Origin of the sequence: Streptomyces sp. VTCC 41912, assembly GCF_045799175.1 — a bacterium.
GTDB classification, from domain to species: Bacteria; Actinomycetota; Actinomycetes; order Streptomycetales; family Streptomycetaceae; genus Streptomyces; species Streptomyces albulus_C.
The window spans coordinates 80,089-99,546 of the sequence record NZ_JBJMAB010000032.1; the positions used below are offsets into that span (position 1 = coordinate 80,089).

General features: G+C 73.4%; 16 protein-coding genes. 9 read left to right on the plus strand and 7 right to left on the minus strand.

From position 1 onward, the window contains the following. The first annotated feature begins 14 nt into the window (after nucleotides 1-14). A complete protein-coding gene (locus ACJ6WD_RS31645) occupies nucleotides 15-833 on the plus strand; it encodes an SDR family NAD(P)-dependent oxidoreductase (protein ID WP_407617036.1) in 819 nt (272 codons plus the stop codon). 54 nt (nucleotides 834-887) lie between these two features. Here the strand turns inward: ACJ6WD_RS31645 and ACJ6WD_RS31650 are convergent, their stop codons facing one another. From ACJ6WD_RS31650 to ACJ6WD_RS31660, 3 genes are all read right to left on the minus strand, one after another. After that, nucleotides 888-2,408 (minus strand): cellulase family glycosylhydrolase, encoded by a 1,521-nt coding sequence (locus ACJ6WD_RS31650; RefSeq protein WP_407617037.1) that lies wholly within the window; start codon nucleotides 2,406-2,408, stop codon nucleotides 888-890. A gap of 181 nt (nucleotides 2,409-2,589) precedes the next feature. After that, complete coding sequence (locus ACJ6WD_RS31655; protein WP_376557002.1) at nucleotides 2,590-3,435, minus strand: alpha/beta fold hydrolase; 846 nt, start codon at nucleotides 3,433-3,435, stop codon at nucleotides 2,590-2,592. Continuing rightward, on the minus strand, nucleotides 3,432-4,025 hold the full coding sequence (locus ACJ6WD_RS31660) for a TetR/AcrR family transcriptional regulator (protein ID WP_407617038.1): 594 nt from the start codon (nucleotides 4,023-4,025) through the stop codon (nucleotides 3,432-3,434). Before ACJ6WD_RS31660 ends, ACJ6WD_RS31655 begins: the two co-directional genes overlap by 4 nt. Nucleotides 4,026-4,457: 432 nt before the next feature. On the opposite strand from ACJ6WD_RS31660, the gene ACJ6WD_RS31665 reads away from it, so the two are divergent. The 6 genes from ACJ6WD_RS31665 to ACJ6WD_RS31690 all read left to right on the plus strand — a co-directional run bounded on the left by ACJ6WD_RS31665 (nucleotide 4,458) and on the right by ACJ6WD_RS31690 (nucleotide 12,131). After that, nucleotides 4,458-4,997, plus strand: a complete 540-nt coding sequence (locus tag ACJ6WD_RS31665; RefSeq protein ID WP_038524909.1) for an adenine phosphoribosyltransferase — start codon at nucleotides 4,458-4,460, stop codon at nucleotides 4,995-4,997. Nucleotides 4,998-5,167: 170 nt separating this feature from the next. Then, on the plus strand, nucleotides 5,168-7,198 hold the full coding sequence (locus ACJ6WD_RS31670; RefSeq protein ID WP_407617039.1) for a PQQ-binding-like beta-propeller repeat protein: 2,031 nt from the start codon (nucleotides 5,168-5,170) through the stop codon (nucleotides 7,196-7,198). A 186-nt stretch (nucleotides 7,199-7,384) separates the two neighbouring features. After that, a complete protein-coding gene (locus ACJ6WD_RS31675; protein ID WP_233659132.1) occupies nucleotides 7,385-8,794 on the plus strand; it encodes an MFS transporter in 1,410 nt (469 codons plus the stop codon). Nucleotides 8,795-8,971: 177 nt separating this feature from the next. Then, on the plus strand, nucleotides 8,972-9,379 hold the full coding sequence (locus ACJ6WD_RS31680; protein ID WP_331249799.1) for a YciI family protein: 408 nt from the start codon (nucleotides 8,972-8,974) through the stop codon (nucleotides 9,377-9,379). Between the two features lie 8 nt (nucleotides 9,380-9,387). Beyond that, on the plus strand, nucleotides 9,388-10,533 hold the full coding sequence (locus ACJ6WD_RS31685; protein WP_376444016.1) for an RNA polymerase sigma factor: 1,146 nt from the start codon (nucleotides 9,388-9,390) through the stop codon (nucleotides 10,531-10,533). Between the two features lie 209 nt (nucleotides 10,534-10,742). After that, complete coding sequence (locus ACJ6WD_RS31690; protein ID WP_376443964.1) at nucleotides 10,743-12,131, plus strand: AMP-binding protein; 1,389 nt, start codon at nucleotides 10,743-10,745, stop codon at nucleotides 12,129-12,131. Between the two features lie 50 nt (nucleotides 12,132-12,181). On the opposite strand, the gene ACJ6WD_RS31695 is transcribed toward ACJ6WD_RS31690, so the two are convergent. Continuing rightward, a complete protein-coding gene (locus tag ACJ6WD_RS31695) occupies nucleotides 12,182-13,792 on the minus strand; it encodes a carboxylesterase/lipase family protein (RefSeq protein WP_407617040.1) in 1,611 nt (536 codons plus the stop codon). A 226-nt stretch (nucleotides 13,793-14,018) separates the two neighbouring features. Further along, nucleotides 14,019-14,471: a helix-turn-helix domain-containing protein gene (locus ACJ6WD_RS31700; RefSeq protein WP_016579240.1), complete on the minus strand. Its 453-nt coding sequence runs from the start codon at nucleotides 14,469-14,471 to the stop codon at nucleotides 14,019-14,021. 90 nt (nucleotides 14,472-14,561) lie between these two features. On the opposite strand from ACJ6WD_RS31700, the gene ACJ6WD_RS31705 reads away from it, so the two are divergent. Continuing rightward, nucleotides 14,562-15,836, plus strand: coding sequence for an MFS transporter (locus ACJ6WD_RS31705; RefSeq protein WP_407617041.1), 1,275 nt, complete (start codon nucleotides 14,562-14,564; stop codon nucleotides 15,834-15,836). Here ACJ6WD_RS31705 and ACJ6WD_RS31710 read toward each other — a convergent pair. Further along, on the minus strand, nucleotides 15,823-16,866 hold the full coding sequence (locus ACJ6WD_RS31710; protein WP_407617042.1) for a lysozyme: 1,044 nt from the start codon (nucleotides 16,864-16,866) through the stop codon (nucleotides 15,823-15,825). The genes ACJ6WD_RS31705 and ACJ6WD_RS31710 overlap by 14 nt on opposite strands. A gap of 331 nt (nucleotides 16,867-17,197) precedes the next feature. Further along, nucleotides 17,198-17,941 carry a class I SAM-dependent methyltransferase gene (locus ACJ6WD_RS31715; RefSeq protein ID WP_233659137.1) on the minus strand — a complete coding sequence of 248 codons (744 nt, stop codon included), beginning with the start codon at nucleotides 17,939-17,941 and terminating at the stop codon, nucleotides 17,198-17,200. Between the two features lie 630 nt (nucleotides 17,942-18,571). On the opposite strand from ACJ6WD_RS31715, the gene ACJ6WD_RS31720 reads away from it, so the two are divergent. Continuing rightward, nucleotides 18,572-19,458 (plus strand): NAD(P)/FAD-dependent oxidoreductase (locus ACJ6WD_RS31720; protein ID WP_407617043.1); only part of this gene is annotated, 887 nt, incomplete at its 3' end.

Sequence of the window (19,458 nt, forward strand, 5' to 3'; positions counted from 1 at the left end):
GAAAGGCGCACCCCATGCCCGAAGCACAGCGCGTCGTCATCGTCACCGGCGGTGGCACCGGCATCGGCGCCGCCACCGCACGCCTCCTGAGCGCGGCCGGGCACCACGTGGTGGTGTCCGGCCGGCGCCCCGAACCCCTCCACCGCATCGCCGAGGAGACCGGCGCCCTCGCCCACCCCGCCGACGCCGCGAACCCCACAGAAATAGCGGGCCTCGTCGAGGCGGCGGTACGCACCCACGGCCGGCTGGACGGGGTGGTGCTCAACGCCGGCATCGGGCGCGGCGGCGCGGTCGGCGACATGGTCCTGGAGGACTGTGAAGCGGTGCTGCGGACCAATCTCACCGGCCCGTTCCTGCTCCTGCGGGCCGCCCTGCCGCACTTGCTGGCGACCCGGGGCGCGGTCGTCGCGGTCGCCTCGGTCTCCGCGCTCCGCAACGGCACCGGCAACGCCGCCTACGCGACGTCCAAGGCGGCCCTGCTGCAACTCTGCCGCTCCCTGGCCGTCGACTACGGCCGACAGGGCCTGCGGGCCAACACCGTCTGCCCGAGCTGGGTCCGGACCGAGATGGCCGACCGGCGGATGACCCGGTTCGCGGACGAGGCCGAACTGCCCGGAGGCATCGACGACGCCTACGCCGAGGCGACGCAACTGACGCCCGCCGGCCGCCCGGGCGCTCCGCACGAGGTCGCCGAGGCGATCAGCTGGCTGCTCTCGCCCGCCGCGTCCTACGTCAACGGCGCGGTGCTGACCGTGGACGGGGGAGTGACCGCGCTCGACCCCGGAGTCGCCGCCTTCGACTTCTCGATCGCCCCCCGCGGCCCGCGACCGTAGCGCGACGGGCGTCGAGGCGGCCAAGGCGTGGGCCGCGGGCGACATGACGCTATGTCAACGATCCGTCACGGTCACCCGCACCGTGGCCCCGGGCCGCGCCGCAGGCAGCCGGAGCTTCGTCCGTCCGGGCCCGTCCGCGACCACGACGGTGATCGGGCCGCCTCCGGTGACGCGCACCCGGGGGCCGTGCGGGAAGGCCGCGTCCGGCAGGGACAGCACGGTCCAGGCACGTCGCGTGGTGCGGTCGGCGGTCAGGGTGAGGGTGTAGCTCCGGGTGGCGGGGCTGGCGGATTCGGTACCGGGGACCCCCGCCACCGCGGGCGCGTACGGGCCGAAGGCCGGTTCCTTGCCGGGCGCGGGCGTGCCGTCGTGGTCGTAGGCGCAGTAGCCACCGCCCCCGGTGGCGCGGCAGTCGTACCACAGCGCCCACCCCGCGGCGAAGCCTTCGAGCGAGGTCACCTGACGCTTCATCAGCTCCGCATTGCCGGGCGTGCGGGCCTGGGGCGGTCCCCATTCGCCGACCAGCACCGGCACCCGGTGACGGGCGGGGTAGTCGCCGATCGCCGCCTCGTAGCGCTCGACGAAGCGACCCGAGGGGTCCCAGTCGGCGCCCGATTCGACGGCGGTGTCGTAGTAGTGCGGGGCGTACCCCAACCGGGCCGCGCCGGGCCGCGGGTCGTGGAAGCCGGGCAGGCTGGTGGGCACGCCCTGGCCGACCAGCACGGTGGGTTCGACGAAGAGCCAGGCGTCGGGATCGACCGAGCGGACGGCACCGATCAACCGCCGGTACATGGCCGCCAACCGCCCGCGCTCCAGCGTGGCGGAGGCGCGCACCTGGTCGTCCGGGTCGGTCGGATCGCCCGGGACGGGCCCGAACGGCTCGTTGAACAGGTCGTACCCCAACAGGGACCGGTGACCGCGCAGCGCCTTGGCCACCGTCGCGTACGCGGCGCGCTGCGCCGCGCGCAGGTCGGCGTCGTCGTACAGGTGGGTGAAGGCGGCCTGCACGGCCGGCTGGAAGTACTCCGCGAACCAGTCGTCGGGGTTGGGCTCGAAGGGCAGGCCGTCGGTGCGGGCGGCCCAGGCGGGAATGCCGTTGTGGCCGAACGTCGGCCCGAACACGTCCTGGTGCCAGTCGACCAGCACCAGTACCCGGTGCCGGTCGGCCCAGCCCAGGATCCGGTCGAGATAACGCAGGTAGCCGGCGTCGTAGTGCCCGCGCCGCGGTTCGACCTTCTCCCACTGGACGTTGAGCCGCAGCAGGTTGAAACCGTCGCCCGCCAGGTCGGCGAGATGCCGCTCGGTGACGGTGTCGGTCTTGCCGAGGTTGAGCCCGCGCAACTGCAACGCCCGGCCGCTCCGGTCGGCGAAGAACGTCCGCCCGGCGGGCGAGGTGACGGTGGCCGTGGGCACGGGCCGGTCGGCCGAGCGCCCGCCCCGGTCGGCCGACGACGGGTCCCGGGTGACCGGTCCCACCGCCGCCGCTGCCGACCCCGCGGCGGGCCCGGCACCACAGACGGCACTCAGCAACGCCACCCCGAGGGCGAGGCTCGTCACGGCGCGGCGCAGACGCATGGTGGCTCTCCAATGGCAGCGGCTCGACGTCACTCGGGTCGGCGGTCGCCGACCGCCGGTCGGGATTCTGCGGCACGCACGACACGGAAGGAAGAGGCGTGACGCAGGTGCTCCGTGGCGCCCGGAAGGACGGGGAGTACCTCGCGGGCCGGGCGGCGCGCTCGCCCGCCGCCCGGAGCCGTCAGTCGCGGAGCGCCTGGTGCAGCAGTGCGCCGAACTCGACCGGATGCGTCGTCAGGCCGGTGTGCCCGCCGGGGAAGTGCCGCAGCTCGCAGCCGAACCGCTCGGCCAGCAGCGCGGCCGGACGGTAGGGCAACTCGCCCCGGGAGTCCTGGCCGCAGGCGAGCACCAGCCGGTCCGACAGGGCCGCCAGCCGTTCGAGGTCGGGGGCGTAGGACATGAAGCCGGGGACGATGCGCCCGACGAAGAAGGGCAGGTTGGCCCTCGTCCGCTCGGCCCGCGCCGCGGCCTGCGGCGGCAGTTCGACCTGGGCCCGCGGTGCCGGCGTGCCGCCGTCCTTCGCCAGCCCCGCCGCGAACGCGGCCATCGCCGGCATCAGCCCCTCGGTCCGGAACGTCGCCTGGACGCGGGCGATCAGGGCACGGTGTACGGCGGCGTCCGGCAGGACCTCGACGACCGGCGGCTCGTGCACCACGACGCGCTCGACGCGCTCGGGCCGGGTGGTGAGCAGGTGCAGGGCGACGATCCCGCCCGAGCTGGCGCCGAACACCCGGGCGGGCGCGTCGGGCGACAACCGCTCCAGCAGGCGGAACGCGTCGTCGGCGTGCTCGGCCACCCGTTGGGCGGCCTCGGGGTCGTCGAGCGTGCTGCGGGACATGCCACGCGGGTCGTAGGTGGCCACGGTGTGCGTGGTGGCCAGTGTGTCGGCGACGGCGTCGAAGGCGGCGGCGCCGCCCGTGCCGCCGGGGATCAGCAGCAAGAGCGGTCCCCGGCCGCGCACTTCGTAGTGCAGGGTCGCGCCGTCGACCCGCAGCTCGCCGGTGGTCGGGGTGGTCGGGGTAGTCATCGGGAGTCTCCTTCGAGGGACGGGGGCCAGTGGGCCAGGAGGGCGTGCAGGGCGTCGAGGGCGCGCTCCCACGAGTGCTGCGCCGGACGTGCGTGCGCGAACCCGCCCGCGGCCTCCAGGGCGACGAACCCGTGGAACGTGCTGCGCAGCAAGCGGACCGCGTCGGTCAGGTCCGGCTCGGCCAACCCGTAGCCGCGCAGCATGCCGTAGCTCAACTCGACCGCGCGCCGCGGACCGGCCGCCCGCGCCACGAGTTCGGGGTCGATCTCGATCGGGGCCTGGGTGGCCGCGTAGCGCCCCGGGTGCGCGCGGGCGTACTCCCGCCAGGCGTTCGCGAACGCCACCAGCGCGTCCTTGCCCGACCGCCCCGCGGTCGCCTCCGCGATCCGGACGGTCTTCTCGTCCGCCGCCAGCAGGGCGATCCGCCCGCGCAGGTCCGCCAGGCCGCGGACGTGCGTGTACAGGCTCGCGTCCTTCACGCCGAGCCGTCGCGCCACCCGCGACATGGTCACCTGGTCGAGTCCGACCTCGTCCGCCACTTCGGCGCCCGCCACCGTCACCCGCTCCGCCGTCAATCCGGCCCGCACCATGCGCCCTCCCACTTTCCTAGGGGGCCTAGGTTAAGCCTAAGGGTCCTAGGAAGTGCAAGGGGAATACGGCACGCGGGAACGCGGAGAGGGCACCCGCTGCGGCCCGGAGCAGCGCCGGGCCGCCCTACCACAACGCCCGGACAGCCCGGCCCGCGCCAACCACCCCTGTGCGCCGCGCACTTGCCGTGCCCCCGGGGCGGGTCCGCCCCCGCCCTGCGCCGTCGGACCCGACTTCCCGGACCCGTCCGCGCCGGGCGCACCGTTCACGGCCGGGCGGCGCGCCGCGGTGGTTATGCTGCGTCCGCTGCGCCTGGCACCGTGCACCACCGCCACGCGCGCTCACGTCCAAGCGGGGCGTCACCCAGCTCCGGAGCGCCCTGCTCCGCAGGCGGCCGGCACGTCAGGTCGCCCCACCCAGCAGAGGACACCGGCATGCAGCAGCCCACCACGGTCGCCGAGGATCTCCGCAACGCCCTGCGGACCTTCCCCGACTTCCCCAAACCGGGCATCAACTTCCAGGACTTCACCCCGGTCTTCGCGCAGCCCCGGTTACTGCGCCGGATAGCCGAGTCCCTGGCCACCGCCTTCGACGGGGAGTTCGACCGCGTGCTCGCCGTCGAGGCGCGCGGATTCGTGCTGGGCACGACCGTGGCCGCCGTTGCGGATCGGCCACTGGCCCTGGCCAGGAAGAAGGGCAAACTCCCCGGCCCGGTCTTCAGCGCCGCCTACGACCTGGCGTACGGCACCGACACCCTCGAACTCCAGCAGGACGCCTTCGCACCCGGCGAACGCGTCCTGATCGTCGACGACGTCCTCGCCTCCGGCGGCACCCTCGCCGCGGCGGCCGGCCTGGTGGCGAAATGCGGCGCCCAACTCGTCGGCTTCAGCGTCGTGATGACCCTCGCCGGCCTCGACGGAGCGGCCCGGCTCGCCCCCGCGCGGGTGTTCTCCCTCCTCCCCGACCACGCCTGAGCCGCGCACCGGGGCGCGCCCCGGCGGCCGGCCGTCAGCACGCCGTGCGGCGGCCGGCCGACACCGGTGGCGGCGGGGCTCCGCACCGCGCGGCGAGGTCCGATGCGGGTGGGGTTGGATGGCTCCGTCCACGGGGCGACGGGTGCGGCGCCGACGACGGAGCGGAAAGGGTGACTGTGCGCGTTTTGGGGGACCGCTACGAACTCGTGAGGTTCGTGGGCCGGGGCGGCATGGGCGAGGTGTGGGAAGGCCGGGACCGGGTGATCGAACGCCGGGTCGCGATCAAACTGCTGCCACCGCACCACGGCACCGCCGCGAGTGCGGAGTTGTTCTTCCGCGAGGCGCGTACCGCCGGGGGACTGAACCACCGCGGCGTCGTCACCGTGCACGACGTGGGCGAGGACCGCGGCGACGGCACGCTGTTCCTGGTGATGGAATTCGTGGTCGGCCGGGACCTGGCGGCCGTGTTGCGGCAGGACGGGCCGCCGCCGGTGCCCGTCGCAGCCGACTGGGGCGCCCAGGCCGCGGCCGCACTGGCGGCGGCCCACGACGCGGGCATCGTGCACCGCGACCTCAAACCGGCCAACCTCATGCTCACCGCGGGTGGTGACGTCAAGGTCCTCGACTTCGGCATCGCCCGTTTCATGGCGGCCACCGACAGGTCCAGCAAGGTCATGGGCACGCTCGCCTACATGGCCCCCGAGCGGTTCCGCGAACACGGCGGCGACGCCCGCACGGACCTGTACGCGTTCGGCTGCGTGCTGTACGAACTCCTCACCGGCGCACCGCCGTTCCAGGCATCCGATCCGGTGGCCATGATGGCCGCCCACGTCCAACAGGCACCCGACGCGCCCAGCACCCTGCGCCCCGGCATCCCGGCCGCCGTCGACGACCTGGTCGTCCGGCTGCTGGCCAAGGACCCCGCGGACCGCCCGGCCTCGGCGGCCGAGGTCCACGACGCCCTGCGCACGCCGACCGCCACGGCCGGCGCCCGCCCGACCCCGGCCGCCGCGGTCGCCAGCCCCAACCCCACCTCCGCCGATCCGGCGCCCGCTTCACCGCCGCCTCCGGCCCCGGTCACCGACCCCGAACCGGCTCCCGACCCGCACCAACTCCCCACCCAGACAGCCACCCTGCCCCGACCTCCGCACCCGCCGGCCGCCGGTCCGGAGCCGGCGCGGCCCGGAGCCCGCCCCTGGCACGTCGACGCCCCCATGATCATCCCGCAGGGCCCGGTGCTCTCCCAAGGCGTCCTCTACCTCATGGACGGTTCGACGATCCACGCCGTCGACGCCCGCACCGGCACGCCACGAGCGGCCCTCACCGTCCAGAACTCCCCGCTCGGCAGCGGCTGGCTCGCGGCCGCCGGCGGGACCCTCTTCGCCGTCGGCGCCAAAGGCAGGCTCCACGCACTGAACAGCGCCGACGGCAGCACCGCGTGGACCTTCGCCGCCGGCAACGACATCGGCTGCGATCCCACCGTGGCCGGCGCAGTGGTCTACGTCGGCAGCCTCGACAAGAACCTCTACGCCGTGGACGCCGCCACCGGCGCAAAGAAGTGGGCCTTCCCCACGGACGACTTCGTCCTGTCCACCGCGACGGTGTCCGGCGGGACGGTGTACGTCGGCGGCGACGACAGGCACTTCTACGCCCTGGACGCGGCCACCGGCACCAAGAAGTGGGCCTTCCGCGCCGGCGGCACCTTCCGGGCCACCGCCGCCGTGGCCCACGGCACCGTCTACGTACCCAACAACGACCAGCGCCTCCACGCCCTGGACGCGGCCACCGGCGCACAGCGGTGGTCGGCCCCCCTGGGCGGCAGCGCCACGCCCGACGACAACGACCGCCCCTCATGCCCGGTGGCCACCGCGGACGCCCTCTACGTCGGCGGCCGCGACGGCCTCCTGCACGCCCTGGACCCCACGACGGGCCGGAGCAAGTGGACCTACCGCGCCTCCGGCGACTTCCGTCCCACCACCCCGGCCGTCGCCGACGGCACGGTGTACGTCGGGAACCGCACCGATCGCCAGGGCACCCTCCACGCCGTCGACGCGGCCACCGGCAGCAAGCGGTGGAGCGTGAAGACGGGCGGTGCCCTGGGCGACTCCTACGCACCCATCGTGGCCGACGGCCTCGTCTACCTCACCAACAGACTGGGCCTGCACGCCTTTCCCACCGCCGCGGGAGCCGGCCGCAAGTGACGCCGGCGGAAGTAGCCGCGGCGCGGGCCGGGCGCTCCCGCGGGACGCGCCCGGCCCGCGACTGGCGCCTGACCGCCGGCCCGCGGAGCGCACCGTGTGTCGCTGATGCGCCGGTCGGCGTCTGCCGGGATTCTGGACGGGAGGCGCGGGCACCGCCTCGCCAGGCAACCCACGGGTAGGTCGGACATGACGGAGCGCGTCCCCGGGACACGGCAACGCCGCGTGCTGCTCGCCGTGTGTTGCGGTGCCCTGCTGCCGATCGGCATCGACATCACCGCGATCAACGTCGCCCTGCCGGCCATGGAGACCGAACTCGGGGCCACGATCGCGGGCATGCAGTGGGTGCTGGACGCCTACAGCCTGGCGATGGCGGCACTGATGCTGCTGTTCGGCTCGGTCGGCGACCGGGTGGGACGGCGGCTGGTGCTCCAGATCGGCTTCGCGGTCTTCACCGCCGGCTCGGTGCTGTGCGCGCTCGCTCCGTCACTGGAGTCGCTGGTGGCCTTCCGGGTGGTGCAGGGGGTGGGCGCGGCGAGCCTGTCACCGGTCTCGCTGTCGCTGGTCGCGCAGGCGTTCCCCGGCGCGGCGGAGCGGGCCCGCGCGATGGGCGCGTGGATGTCCGCCTACGGCCTGGGCCTGGCCGTGGGGCCCTTCCTGGGCGGTCTCTTCGTGGACAGCGTCGGCTGGCGTCCGCTGTTCTGGCTGAACCTGCCGGTGGGGCTGCTGGCGATGGTGCTCACCGCCCGGTCCGTGCCGGAGTCACGGGCGGCGCGGCCGCGACGCCTGGACGTCGTCGGACAACTCCTGGTGATCGTCTTCCTCGGGGCGCTGGCCTACGCCATCATCGAGGTCCCGCACAGGGGCTGGGCGGATCCGGTCATCGCGGGATGCCTGGCACTCGTCGTCGTCTCCAGCGGCGGGCTGCTGTGGTGGGAGCGACGCAGTCCCGAGCCGCTGCTCGAACTCGACCTGCTGCGCGATCCGCGCTTCAGCGGCGCCATCGTCGGGGGCATGAGCGTCTTCGGGACGTTCGGCGGCTTCTTCTTCCTCACGTCGCTCTCCCTGCAACACCCGCAGGGCCTGTCCGCCCTCCAGGCGGGTCTGTGGATGCTGCCCACCTCGATCGTGCTCGGCGTGTGTTCACCGCTGGCGGGACGCCTGGCCGAGCGGTACGGCACCCGGCGCCTGCTGGTGACGGCCGGGCTGGCCCTGGCGAGCAGCGCGGCCCTGCTCGCCCTGCCGAGCGTCGCCGCCCCCGGGATCCTGCTCCTGGTCGACTACCTGCTCTTCGGGCTCGGCGTCGGCCTGGCCGCCCCCTTGCTGATCAGCACCGCGGTCTCCGGCCTGCCGCCCGACCGGGCCGGCTTCGCCTCCGGACTGTTCACCACGGCGGGCCGCTCCGGCTTCGCCCTGGGCGTCGCCGTCCTCGGCGCGATCCTCGCCGCCGGACTGCACCAACGGCCGCTGTCCCACGTCGCCGCGTTCGAGGAGGCGGTCCGACCGGCCTGGTGCCTGGTCGCGGCGGGCGGTCTGGCGGTGGCGCTGCTCGGGGTGCTGATCACCGCCCCGCGGCCGGTGCGCAGCAGCGCGCACTGAACGGCCGGCCCGGGGCGTGCCGGACCGGACACGCACAGTGCCCGCGGGGTGCCGCATCGATCCCCCGCGAAGAAAACAAAAAAATCTCCGGCGCCGATGTCGAGAACCCCCGGATGGCTTCGTCCCCGGTGAGGAACGCGCCCACAATGGGCGGCACCAGCATCAAGGAGAGTCATCATGGCCAAGTACCTGCTGCTCAAGCACTACCGCGGCGCCCCGGCCGCGGTCAACGACGTGCCGATGGACCACTGGACGCCGCAGGAGATCTCGGCGCACGTGCAGTACATGGAGGACTTCGCGGCCCGGCTGGAGAAGACCGGCGAGTTCGTCGACGGTCAGGCGCTCTCCCCCGAGGGCACCTTCGTCCGGTACGACGGTGAGGGCCGCCCGCCGGTCACCGACGGACCCTTCGCCGAGACCAAGGACCTCATCGCCGGCTGGATGGTGATCGACGTCGACAGCTACGAGCGCGCCGTCGAACTGGCCGGGGAACTGTCGGCCGCACCCGGAGCCGGCGGCAGGCCGATCCACGAGTGGCTCGAACTGCGCCCCTTCCTGAGCGCGCCCCCCACCATCACGGAGTGACCGGATCGATGGACGACGCCCTGCTCCGCGGCCTCACGCCGAGCGTGCTCGCCCTCCTCGTCCGCCGCGGAGCCGACTTCGCGGCGGCCGAGGACGCCGTGCAGGACGCCCTGGTGGAGGCGGTGCGCGTCTGGCCGGACGACCCGCCGAGGGATCCCAAGGGGTGGCTGGTCACCGTGGCCTGGCGCCGATTCCTCGACGCGGCCCGGGCGGACGCCGCCCGCCGCCGGCGCGAGGACCGCCTCGACGAGGAGCCGGCGCCCGGGACCGCGCCCGGCCGGGACGACACGCTCCAGCTCTACTTCCTCTGCGCCCATCCCTCGCTGACGCCGGCCTCGGCGGTCGCGCTCACCCTGCGCGCCGTCGGCGGCCTGACCACCCGTCAGATCGCTCGGGCGTACCTGGTGCCCGAGGCGACCATGGCGCAGCGCATCAGCCGGGCCAAGCGCACCGTCTCCGCCGTGCGCCTGGACCAGCCCGGCGACGTCGCCACCGTGCTGCGCGTCCTGTACCTGGTCTTCAACGAGGGCTACTCCGGCGACGTCGACCTCGCCGCAGAGGCCATCCGGCTCACCCGGCAGCTCGCGGCCGCGATCGACCACCCCGAAGTGGCGGGCCTGCTCGCCCTCATGCTGCTCCACCACGCCCGACGGGCCACCCGGACCGCGCCCGACGGCAGCCTGGTGCCGCTCGCCGAACAGGACCGCGACCGGTGGGACACCCGGTCGATCGCCGAGGGCGTCGCACTGCTCCAGGCGGCCCTGGCCCGCGACCGGTTGGGCGAGTTCCAGGCCCAGGCCGCCATCGCCGCCCTGCACGCCGACGCGCGCACCGCGGAGGAGACCGACTGGGTGCAGATCGTCGAGTGGTACGACGAGCTCACGCATCTGACGGACAGTCCGGTCGTGCGCCTCAACCGTGCGGTCGCCGTCGGCCAGGCGGACGGCCCGCGCGCCGGCCTGGCGGCGCTCGCGGAGCTCGATCCCGCACTGCCCCGCCACGCCGCGGCGGCGGCGTACCTCCACGAGCGCGCCGGCGACCCGACGACGGCGGCCCGGCTGTACGCCGAGGCCGCCGACAAGGCGTCCAACCGCGCCGAGCGCGACCACCTGATGCGCCAGGCGGCGCGGCTCAACGCCCGCCGACACGGCTGAGGGGCGTCGGGCCCCGCGGGCTCCGACATCCTCCTGGTCAGCGGCGTGCGTTGGATCTTCTGCTGAGGGAGTTCCGCCGCCATGGTCGGGACAGCGCATTGCGTACGGCGGTGCGGAGGGTTTGGCTGGTCGGCATCATGACGGAGCGGGCGCATCCAACGTGAGGCAAGGGCGCGTTCCGACGCACGACCTCGTACAGGAAGACACGCATGACATCGCTACTCGACGGCTGCACGCCCTGGCCCGAGGTGTTCGTCGACCGCTACTGGGCGGTCGGGCACTGGCGCGGCAACACGCTCGACAACCTGCTGCGCGGCTGGGCCCTGGAGCACGGACCCCGGACCGCGCTGGTGCACGGCGCCGACCGCCTCACGTACGGACAGCTGAACCGGCGGGTGGACCGTACGGCCGCCGGATTCCGCCTGCGCGGTCTGCGGCCCGGGCAGCGGGTCGTCGTCCAACTGCCGAACGTCCCCGAGTTCGTCCTCACCGTGTTCGCCCTGATGAGGGTCGGCGCGGTCCCCGTCATCTGCCCGCTGACGCACCGGGCCCCCGAGGTCTCCCACCTCGTGCAGGTCACCGAGGCCACCGGCTACGTCGGCCCGGGCACGTCCCAGGGCTTCGACCACACCGCGATGGTCGCGGACATCGCGTCCCAAGGGCCGTTCCTGCGGCGGGTCTTCACCTATGAGGCGCCGGGAACCTCCTCCCCGTACGGCGGTCTGGCGACCGACCGGTCGGGCTGCCACTACTTCCCGCTGGGCTCCGTCGACGCCCCACCCGAGCCGCCGCGCGCGCAGAGCGCCGACCACGTGGCGTTCTTCCTGACCGCCAGCGCGAGCACCGGGGCGCCCCTGCTCGTCCCGCGCACCCACAACGACTACGTCTACCAGGCACGGGCCGCCGCCGAACTGGTCTCCCTCACCGAGCACGACGTGTACCTCGCCGCGCTGCCCGCCGACGCCAACGTCGCCTTCGGCGCTCCCGGCATCATCGGCACCCTCTCCGTCGGCGGCACCGTCGTCCTCGCCGACACCCCGGACCCCGAGGAGTGCCTCGCGGCCGTCGAACGGGAACGGGTCACCCTCACGTCCGTGACGCCCGCCGTCGTACAGCGCTGGCTCGACGCACCGCCCGGCCAACGCGCCGACGTGCGCAGCCTGCGGCTCGTGCAGGTCGCCGGCGCGCCCCTGGAGCGGGCGATCGCCGAACGGGTCGGCCCCGCATGGGAATGCGGCCTGCAACGGGTCTTCGGCACGGCCCAGGGGCCGCTGCTCCTCACCCGCCCCGCCGATCCGGACGAGGCCGTGCTCACCACCCAGGGCCGCCCCCTCTCGCCCGACGACGAGATCCGCATCGTCGACGGCGAGGACGCGGACGTGCCCGAGGGAGGGACCGGCGAACTCCTCGCCCGCGGCCCGTACACCCCGCGCGGCCACTACCGCGCACCGGAGTACGACGCACGCGCCTTCACCGCCGACGGCTACTTCCGCACCGGCGCCCTCGCCCGGCGCACCCCGGACGGCAACCTGGTGGTGACGGGCCGCCTCGAAGAGGCCCCGCGGCGCACCGACCAGGAAGCTCCCCCCGGTCCGTGACGACCTCCGGCACCGCAGACTCCGCCGGTGGGGCCGTGCCCGGCCCCGCCTCACCCCTGCGGCCAGAGCCGGCAGTGGTGTTCGGCCGCGAGGTCCACGCGGTGGATGCCGCCGGCGCCGGTGTCGAGCTGCTGCACGTAGGGGGCAGCGGCGCCGGCGGTCACCTGCGGCCAGGGCGCGAGGCGCCGTCCGGCCGGTGCGCCGTTCCGGGCGAACGCCGTCCAGTAGTCGATCATGTCCGTGGCCAGCGCGTCCTGCGCCCTGGTGAACGAGGCATGCCGGCCGCCCAGGTCGAACAGGTAGGGGAGCTCGGTGGCGTGCGCCGCGCCCAACGGCAGCTCCGGCGACCGGGGATAGCCGATGGCGGGCGCGTCGCGGTCGGCGAACTCGTAGGCGTAGGCGGTCGTGTGCCTGGCCAGCAACCGGTCTGCGGCGAGCGTCGGACAGGCGAAGACGCGGTCGGTGTTCAGCGCCGCCCAGGCCAGTGCCGGTGTGCCGTACGCGGTCGAGGAGTACACCGCCGCGAAGCGCCCGGCCCGGTCGCCGAAGGTGTCCTGCAACAGCGCGCGGTACGACTCCGCGGTGATCGGTTGGTTCTGTTGCAGGGCGGCCACGTAGGCCCGCATCTCGTCCCGGTTGTCGCCTTGCAGCACGGGGACCCGGTGGAACCGGCCGTCACGCAGGGCGGTCGCCGGTCGCCTGGGCACCAGGGGAGTGCCGTAGGACACCTGCTGGAAGTCCTGGTTGACGCGCAGCAGTTCGGCCGCGGGCTTCGCGCGCAGGCACGACAGCGCTCGCGACGCCTGCGCGCACCCCAAGGTGCCGGCGGCCTGCCGGCCCGCGGACTGCACGGCCGGCAGCGAGGCCCACGGGGAGAAGTCTCCGACGCCCGGATAGACGGCGTTCTTGCCGAAGTCGAGGGTGCAGGCCCCGCTTTGGACGATGGCCTTGGCGAACAGTCCGGCCGCGCTCGGCGACGTCAGCTGGGTGCAGGTGCTCATCCCGCCGGCTGATTCACCGGCGAGCGTCACGTTGTGCCGGTCGCCGCCGAACGCGGCGGCGTTGCGCCGGACCCAGCGCAACGCCGCCTGCTGATCGGCCAGTCCGAAGTCACCGGAGCCGGCCAGCCCCGGGTAACCGAAGCCGCCGAAGATGCCCAGCCGGTAGTTGAGCGTCACCACGACCACGTTCCCGCGCTCGGCCATGCGGTGCGCGTCGTAGCTGCTGCCGGCGCCGCTGAGGAACCCGCCGCCGTGCAGCCAGACCACGACCGGTAGCGGCCGGTGCCGGTCGGCGCGCGGGGCGGTGACGTTGAGGTAGAGGCAGTCCTCGTCGGTGCTGCCCCCGCGCACCTCGCTGCTGGCTGCCTGCGGGCACGGGCTGCCGGGCCGGTCGGCGTCGCGCACGCCCGACCACGGTCGGGCCGGGGCGGGCAGCCGCCACCGCAACTCGCCCACCGGCGGCGCCGCGTAGGGGATCCCGGCGAACGTCCGGTAGGCGCCGTGGTCGACGCCGCGCACCCGTCCCGCCTCGGTGGTCACCAGCGGGCGCCCCGACGCACCCGATGCGGCAGCCGGGGGCGCGGGCGCGCCGAGGCAGACGGCGGACGTCAGGCCGAGGGCGAGGACGGGCGGTACGAGACGGCGCGACAGGAACCTCACGGGTCCTCCAAGGATGGGGTGTGGTCCTCCCCAGACTCCCGGCGCGACCGTCCTGTCAGGTAGGGCCGAGCAACCCGCATCCCGGCATGACATTTGTCGTGGCCACCGCTGCGATCCGCCGTCGAGCGGTGGGGCCGCCTGCCCGCGACCGTGCGCGCCGCGCGTCGCACCCGGGTGCCGGATCACCGGCCGGAGCGACTCGGCGGCACCGATGGCCGGGCGTGGATCACTGGTCGGAGACCTTGTGGACCACCGTGTCGTCGGGGCCCAGTCGTCGCCCGTCCGCGGACCGCACTTCCAACGCGTGCAGGGGACGCCCTTGCTGACGGTCGACCAACTCCGAGTGGGGTTCGCCGGGGGAGAAGAAGTGCCCTTCGCCCCACTGCCGCAGGGCCACGATGACGGGGAAGAGCGCCTCGCCCTTCGGCGTCAGCACGTACTCGCGGTAGGCGCTGCCGTCCGAAGCGGGAACGGATGCCAGGACGCCGCCGGCGACCAGGGCCCGCAGTCGCGCGGTGAGGATGTTCTTCGCGACGCCGAGGCTGCGTTGGAACTCCCCGAAGCGCCGGCTCCCGTCGAAGGCGTCCCGCACGATCAGCAGCGACCACCAGTCGCCGATCGCGTCCACCGACCGGGCGACGGGGCATTCGCTGTCGTCCAAGCGCGTCCGGTTCACCATGGCGTCCCTCCCTTTCAAGGTGGTTGCAACATGCTACCAAGAAGGCTACCGTCCCGTCTGGTAGCAAGTTGAAACCACAATCGCGGAGGAATGCTGATGCCAGGCAACGGTGAGGCCGTGACGCGACGGACCGACGTCCGCGGCGAGAGGGATTCCGGGTTCGCCCTGTCCCGGCGCGTCGTCATCCTGTTCGCCGTCGCCTGCGGGGCCGCGGTGGCCAACGTCTACTTCTCCCAGCCGCTCCTGGTGACCATGGGGCACGACCTCGCCCTGAGTCCGGCCCTCGTCGGCAGCGTGGTCACGCTCACGCACGTCGGCTACGGCCTGGGACTCTTCTTCCTCGTACCGCTGGGCGACGTGGCCAACCGCAAGCGGCTCATCGTGGCCCAACTGCTGCTCCTGGTGGTGGCGTTGGCCGTGGTGGCCACCGCCCGCACCGCGGCGGTCCTGCTCGCGGGCATGGCCGCGACGGGACTCCTCGCGGTCGTCACCCAGACACTGGTGGCCTTCGCGGCATCGCTGGCCCCGCCCGCCGGGCGCGGCCGGGTGGTCGGCCTGGTCACCAGCGGCGTGGTCATCGGAATCCTGCTCGCCCGCACCGTGTCCGGCCTCCTGGCCGATCTCGCGGGCTGGCGCTCCGTCTACCTGGCCTCGGCGTCACTCACCGCCCTGCTCGCCATGGTGCTCCACCGAGTGCTGCCCCGCCACGGGGCCGCTCCCGCACCGGAGCTGAGCTACCGTCAACTCCTGTGCTCCACCGTCACGTTGTTCGCGCAGGAACGGCTGCTGTTGCTCAGGGCCCTCTTCTGCCTCCTCATCTTCGCCGCCTTCAGCACCCTGTGGAGCAGCATCGCGCTGCCACTCAGCGGCGCCCCGTACTTCCTGTCCCACAGCGCCATCGGGGCGCTGGGGCTGATCGGCGTCGCCGGCGCCCTCGCCGCGACCGTGGCGGGCCGCCTCAACGACCGCGGACTGTCCGGCCGGACCACCGGCCTCGCCTTGGCGCTGCTCGCCGCCTCGTGGCTGCCCCTGGCCTTCACCCGCAGCTCCCTCTGGGCCCTGGTCGCCGGCGTGATCCTCCTCGACCTCGCCGTGCAGGCGGTGCACGTCACCAACCAGACCCTGATCTACGCGCTGCATCCGGACGCGGGCAGTCGCCTCATCGGCGGCTACATGGTCTGCTACTCGATCGGCAGCGCCACCGGCGCCTTCGCCGCAACCGCCCTCTACACGGCGGCCGGCTGGGGCGCCGTATGCGCGCTGGGAGCCGCCTTCAGCGGCGCCGGGCTCGCACTGTGGGCGCTCACCCGGCACCGTGGGCACCCCGACACCCCGCCGACCGCGGCGGTCGTCAGCCGTTCCTGAGTGCGTCGGTGAAGGCGAACGGTGACTGGGAGACGCCGCTGCACACCGGTGAGGACGCCGGTTTCATGATCTGCGCGGCGCCCATGCGGTCCTTGGGCGCCGTCCGCGCGAGCGAGCCGCACGCCTGGTCGCGGCTGACGGACCAGTAGGACATCCGGCCCACCCCGTTGCTCGCCGCCCAACTCGCCACCGAGGCGGCGTCGGCCAGGCTGAAGGTGGAACCGTCGTCGTTCACACCGATCATCGGCGTGATGCCGAGGTTGGCGTAGCCGTAGTCGGGGTCCACGGCCTGCATCTGTGCCAGGGTGGCCTTGCCGGCGCTGATCGCGGCCGCGCCCATGTCGGTGCCGGTGCCCTGCCCGTAGTCCATCGTCATCACGTTGACGTTGTCCAGCTTCACGCCGGCTGCCTTGGCGGCCTTCAACACGTTGACGCCGTCCTCGGTCAGACCGGTGGGCAGCACCGGCAGCGTCACCGAGGCGGTCAGCCCGGAGTTCTGCGCCTTGAGATCCTTGATCGCCGTCATCTGCCGGGCCACGCCCGCGGCGTCGGCGACGGCCGCGCCCTCGATGTCGAAGTCCAGGGCGTTGGCGCCGTAGGCGGTGATCTCCTTCTGATAGCCGGCGTCGATCTGGCCCTGGTCGGTACAGGTGAAGGCCAACGGCTCACCGCCGGCGCCGCCGGAGGAGATGATCACGCTGGCGCCCTCGGACTTGGCCTTGGCGATCTCCGGGTCGACGTTCGGGTCGTTGCCGACGGGGAGGGTGTCGCCCCAGATGTTGTTGCAACCGGCGCCGATGGTGAAGGCGGCGGTGTAGGTCTGCACGCCGTGACCGGTGATGGCGGCATCGAGCTGGGATACGCCGGAGTTGCTCATGTCCACGTACGGGGCGAACTGTGCCGCGCTCACAAGCGCCGCCGGGTGGCTCGCCTGCGCGTGCACGGTGCCCGCGCCGGCGGTGGGGATCGCGAGGGGGGAGAGGGCTCCGGCGGCCGCGGCGGCCAGGGCCATTCGGGTCGACATCCTCATCAGGTGTCCGGTCCTTCCGTGGGGGGAGGAAGAGCGAAGAGCGTGACCGATCACCGACAAGAGTTGGACTAGACCAAAGCCGCCGTCAAGAGCCCCGGAGTGCACAACTGACCAATTTTTGCGACTACTTGGGGTGCTCCTGGGTGCCGCATGGCCGTCGAACCGGACCCCGCGACGCCTCCCGGTCGGGGCGCGGGTCCGTATCGGGTGCGTTTCGGGTCCATGGGCGGAAGGCCCGCCGCCCCGGCATGACGCACCGGGGCGGCGGGCTTCCTCGGCTCAGCGTCGACGGGGAGTCGAAGAACCGCGAAGGGCCCGAAGGAGCGAAGGGTCAGGCTCGGCAGCGCAGCATCTCCAACGGCGGGTGCGCAAGGGCGTCCGCCCAGAACTCCTCGCCGAACTCACGGATGCCGGCCTCGGACACCTCCAGCGGAACCCACTCCACCGCACTGAACCCGCTCGCCCGCAGGCACTCCTCGTAGACCTCGCGACGCGGTGCCGTGGCGACGATGCTGATCGGCCCCGCCTCCAGGAGGGCGGTGACCCGCACCCGCGGACCCATCTCGGTCTCCTCGCCGGTCGGCTCGCAGCGGAACCCGTACTTGTCCAGGGAGGGGCAGTCGAACGCGTAATCGGGCTTCTGGGCGAACACGAAGAACTCGCCGCCAGGCACCAGACGCCGGTGGATGTTGGCGCACATCCGCTCCAACTCCGCCCGATCCGCCGAGTAGTTCAGGCACTGCACACCGACCGCGACGTCGAAGCGCCGCCCGACGGACTGCAACTCGCCCACGTCGCCGACCTCGTAGCGCACGCCCAGCGGCGCACGCCGCTCGAACTCCCTTGCCGCGGCGATCATTTCGACGGAGATGTCGACCCCGAGGACGTCCGCGGCGCCGCGCCGCTTGAACTCCCTGCTGTAGAAGCCGGTGCCGCACGCCACGTCCAGAACGGACCTGCCGCGCACGTCCCCGACCATGCCCAGGAAGCTCGGCACCTCCCCGTAACGCACCAGCGGCAGGGACTTGAACCCCTCGAATGCCTCACCGATCTCGTCGTACTGCTGCACGCTCACGTGCTGCCCCTCCCGTGCTACGTCGATGTGCGTTCCCACGCCGGCCCAGCGGATGCACCGGATGTATCGGATGCACCGGATCAACGGCTCGCGGCGTGGCCGAAAGTCTCCTCCGTCGTGTCTGGGCGCTGTACTGGCAAATAACACAAAGAAGGTGGTGGGATGATCCTCCAATCACCCAACACCACCTGGCGCATCAGCCGTGAACTGGGCCAATCCCCACGCCCTCCGCCGCCCTTCTCCCGCCTTCCCCTCCCTTCCCCACCCTTCCCCACCCTTCCTTCCACTCCTCGCAGCCCTCCCGGACCTCCCCAACCATCGAGGCCCACCTGCGAGGGCCTGGACGACGGGCGCCGACCTGCCTCGCGTCCCAGTCACCCGGCCACTCCCCAGGCGTCCGCGCGCACCGCGCACACCTCTCCCATCACCCCCAGGCGTCGTCTTCCCGGGGGTGATGCGCCCATCTGGTGGAGATCATCTTCCGGCTTCGCCGCGGCGTGCGGGATTCTCGGCACCAGCCGTCGACGCAACGCCCAGGCGGCTGCACCAGCCGCCGCACGGCGCCCACGGCGCCGGCGGAGGAAGCGCACACACGTCAACGAGACGGACCGGACAACGAGGAGGCAGCAAGTGGTGAACACCGACGAGACGTTCGTCATCGTGGGCGGGGGACTGGCCGGCGCCAAGGCAGCCGAGACCCTGCGCGCCGAAGGCTTCGGCGGCCGGGTGATCGTCATCGGCGACGAAGGCGAGCGGCCCTACGAGCGTCCGCCGCTGTCGAAGCAGTTCCTCGCGGGCAAGGCCGCCAGGGACAGCGTCTTCGTCCACGAGCCCGACTGGTACGAGCAGGCCGACGTCGAACTCCGCCTCGGCCAGCCCGTCGTCCACCTCGACCGGGCGGCGAAGACCGTGCGGCTCGACGACGGCACGTCCGTCCGCTACGACCGGCTGCTGCTGGCCACCGGTGCCGAACCGCGCCGCCTGGACGTCCCCGGCGCCGACCTCGCCGGCATCCACCACCTGCGCGACCTCGCCCACGCCGAGCAACTGCGCGAAGTCCTGACCGAGGTCGGCCGCGACCAGGGGCAGCTCGTGATCGCCGGCGCCGGTTGGATCGGCCTCGAAGTCGCCGCCGCCGCCCGCGCATACGGCGCGGAAGTGACCATCGTCCAACCGTCACCCACCCCACTGCACCGAGTGCTGGGACCGGAACTCGGCGCAGTCTTCCGCGACCTGCACGCCGAACACGGCGTCCGCTTCCACTTCGGCGCCCGCCTCACCGAGATCGTCGGCCAGGACGACACGGTCGTGTCGGTACGCACCGACGACGGCGCGGACCACCCCGCCCACGCGCTGCTCGTCGCGATCGGTGCCGCCCCGCGCACGGCGCTCGCCGAGGCCGCGGGCCTGGCCGTCGTCGACCGCGCCGACGGCGGCGGTATCGCCGTCGACGCGGCGCTGCGCACCTCCGACCCGTTCATCCACGCCGCCGGCGACGTCGCCGCCGCCGACCACCC

Excerpts from the sequence above, each read along its gene's own strand:
- ACJ6WD_RS31660 (WP_407617038.1), bottom strand. The coding sequence starts at position 4,025 with ATGGTGCGGGCCGGATTGACGGCGGAGCGGGTGACGGTGGCGGGCGCC.
- ACJ6WD_RS31710 (WP_407617042.1), bottom strand. The coding sequence starts at position 16,866 with ATGAGGATGTCGACCCGAATGGCCCTGGCCGCCGCGGCCGCCGGAGCC.
- ACJ6WD_RS31645 (WP_407617036.1), top strand. The coding sequence starts at position 15 with ATGCCCGAAGCACAGCGCGTCGTCATCGTCACCGGCGGTGGCACCGGC.
- ACJ6WD_RS31655 (WP_376557002.1), bottom strand. The coding sequence starts at position 3,435 with ATGACTACCCCGACCACCCCGACCACCGGCGAGCTGCGGGTCGACGGC.
- ACJ6WD_RS31685 (WP_376444016.1), top strand. The coding sequence starts at position 9,388 with ATGGACGACGCCCTGCTCCGCGGCCTCACGCCGAGCGTGCTCGCCCTC.
- ACJ6WD_RS31705 (WP_407617041.1), top strand. The coding sequence starts at position 14,562 with ATGCTGATGCCAGGCAACGGTGAGGCCGTGACGCGACGGACCGACGTC.
- ACJ6WD_RS31690 (WP_376443964.1), top strand. The coding sequence starts at position 10,743 with ATGACATCGCTACTCGACGGCTGCACGCCCTGGCCCGAGGTGTTCGTC.
- ACJ6WD_RS31700 (WP_016579240.1), bottom strand. The coding sequence starts at position 14,471 with ATGGTGAACCGGACGCGCTTGGACGACAGCGAATGCCCCGTCGCCCGG.
- ACJ6WD_RS31665 (WP_038524909.1), top strand. The coding sequence starts at position 4,458 with ATGCAGCAGCCCACCACGGTCGCCGAGGATCTCCGCAACGCCCTGCGG.
- ACJ6WD_RS31680 (WP_331249799.1), top strand. The coding sequence starts at position 8,972 with ATGGCCAAGTACCTGCTGCTCAAGCACTACCGCGGCGCCCCGGCCGCG.
- ACJ6WD_RS31675 (WP_233659132.1), top strand. The coding sequence starts at position 7,385 with ATGACGGAGCGCGTCCCCGGGACACGGCAACGCCGCGTGCTGCTCGCC.
- ACJ6WD_RS31650 (WP_407617037.1), bottom strand. The coding sequence starts at position 2,408 with ATGCGTCTGCGCCGCGCCGTGACGAGCCTCGCCCTCGGGGTGGCGTTG.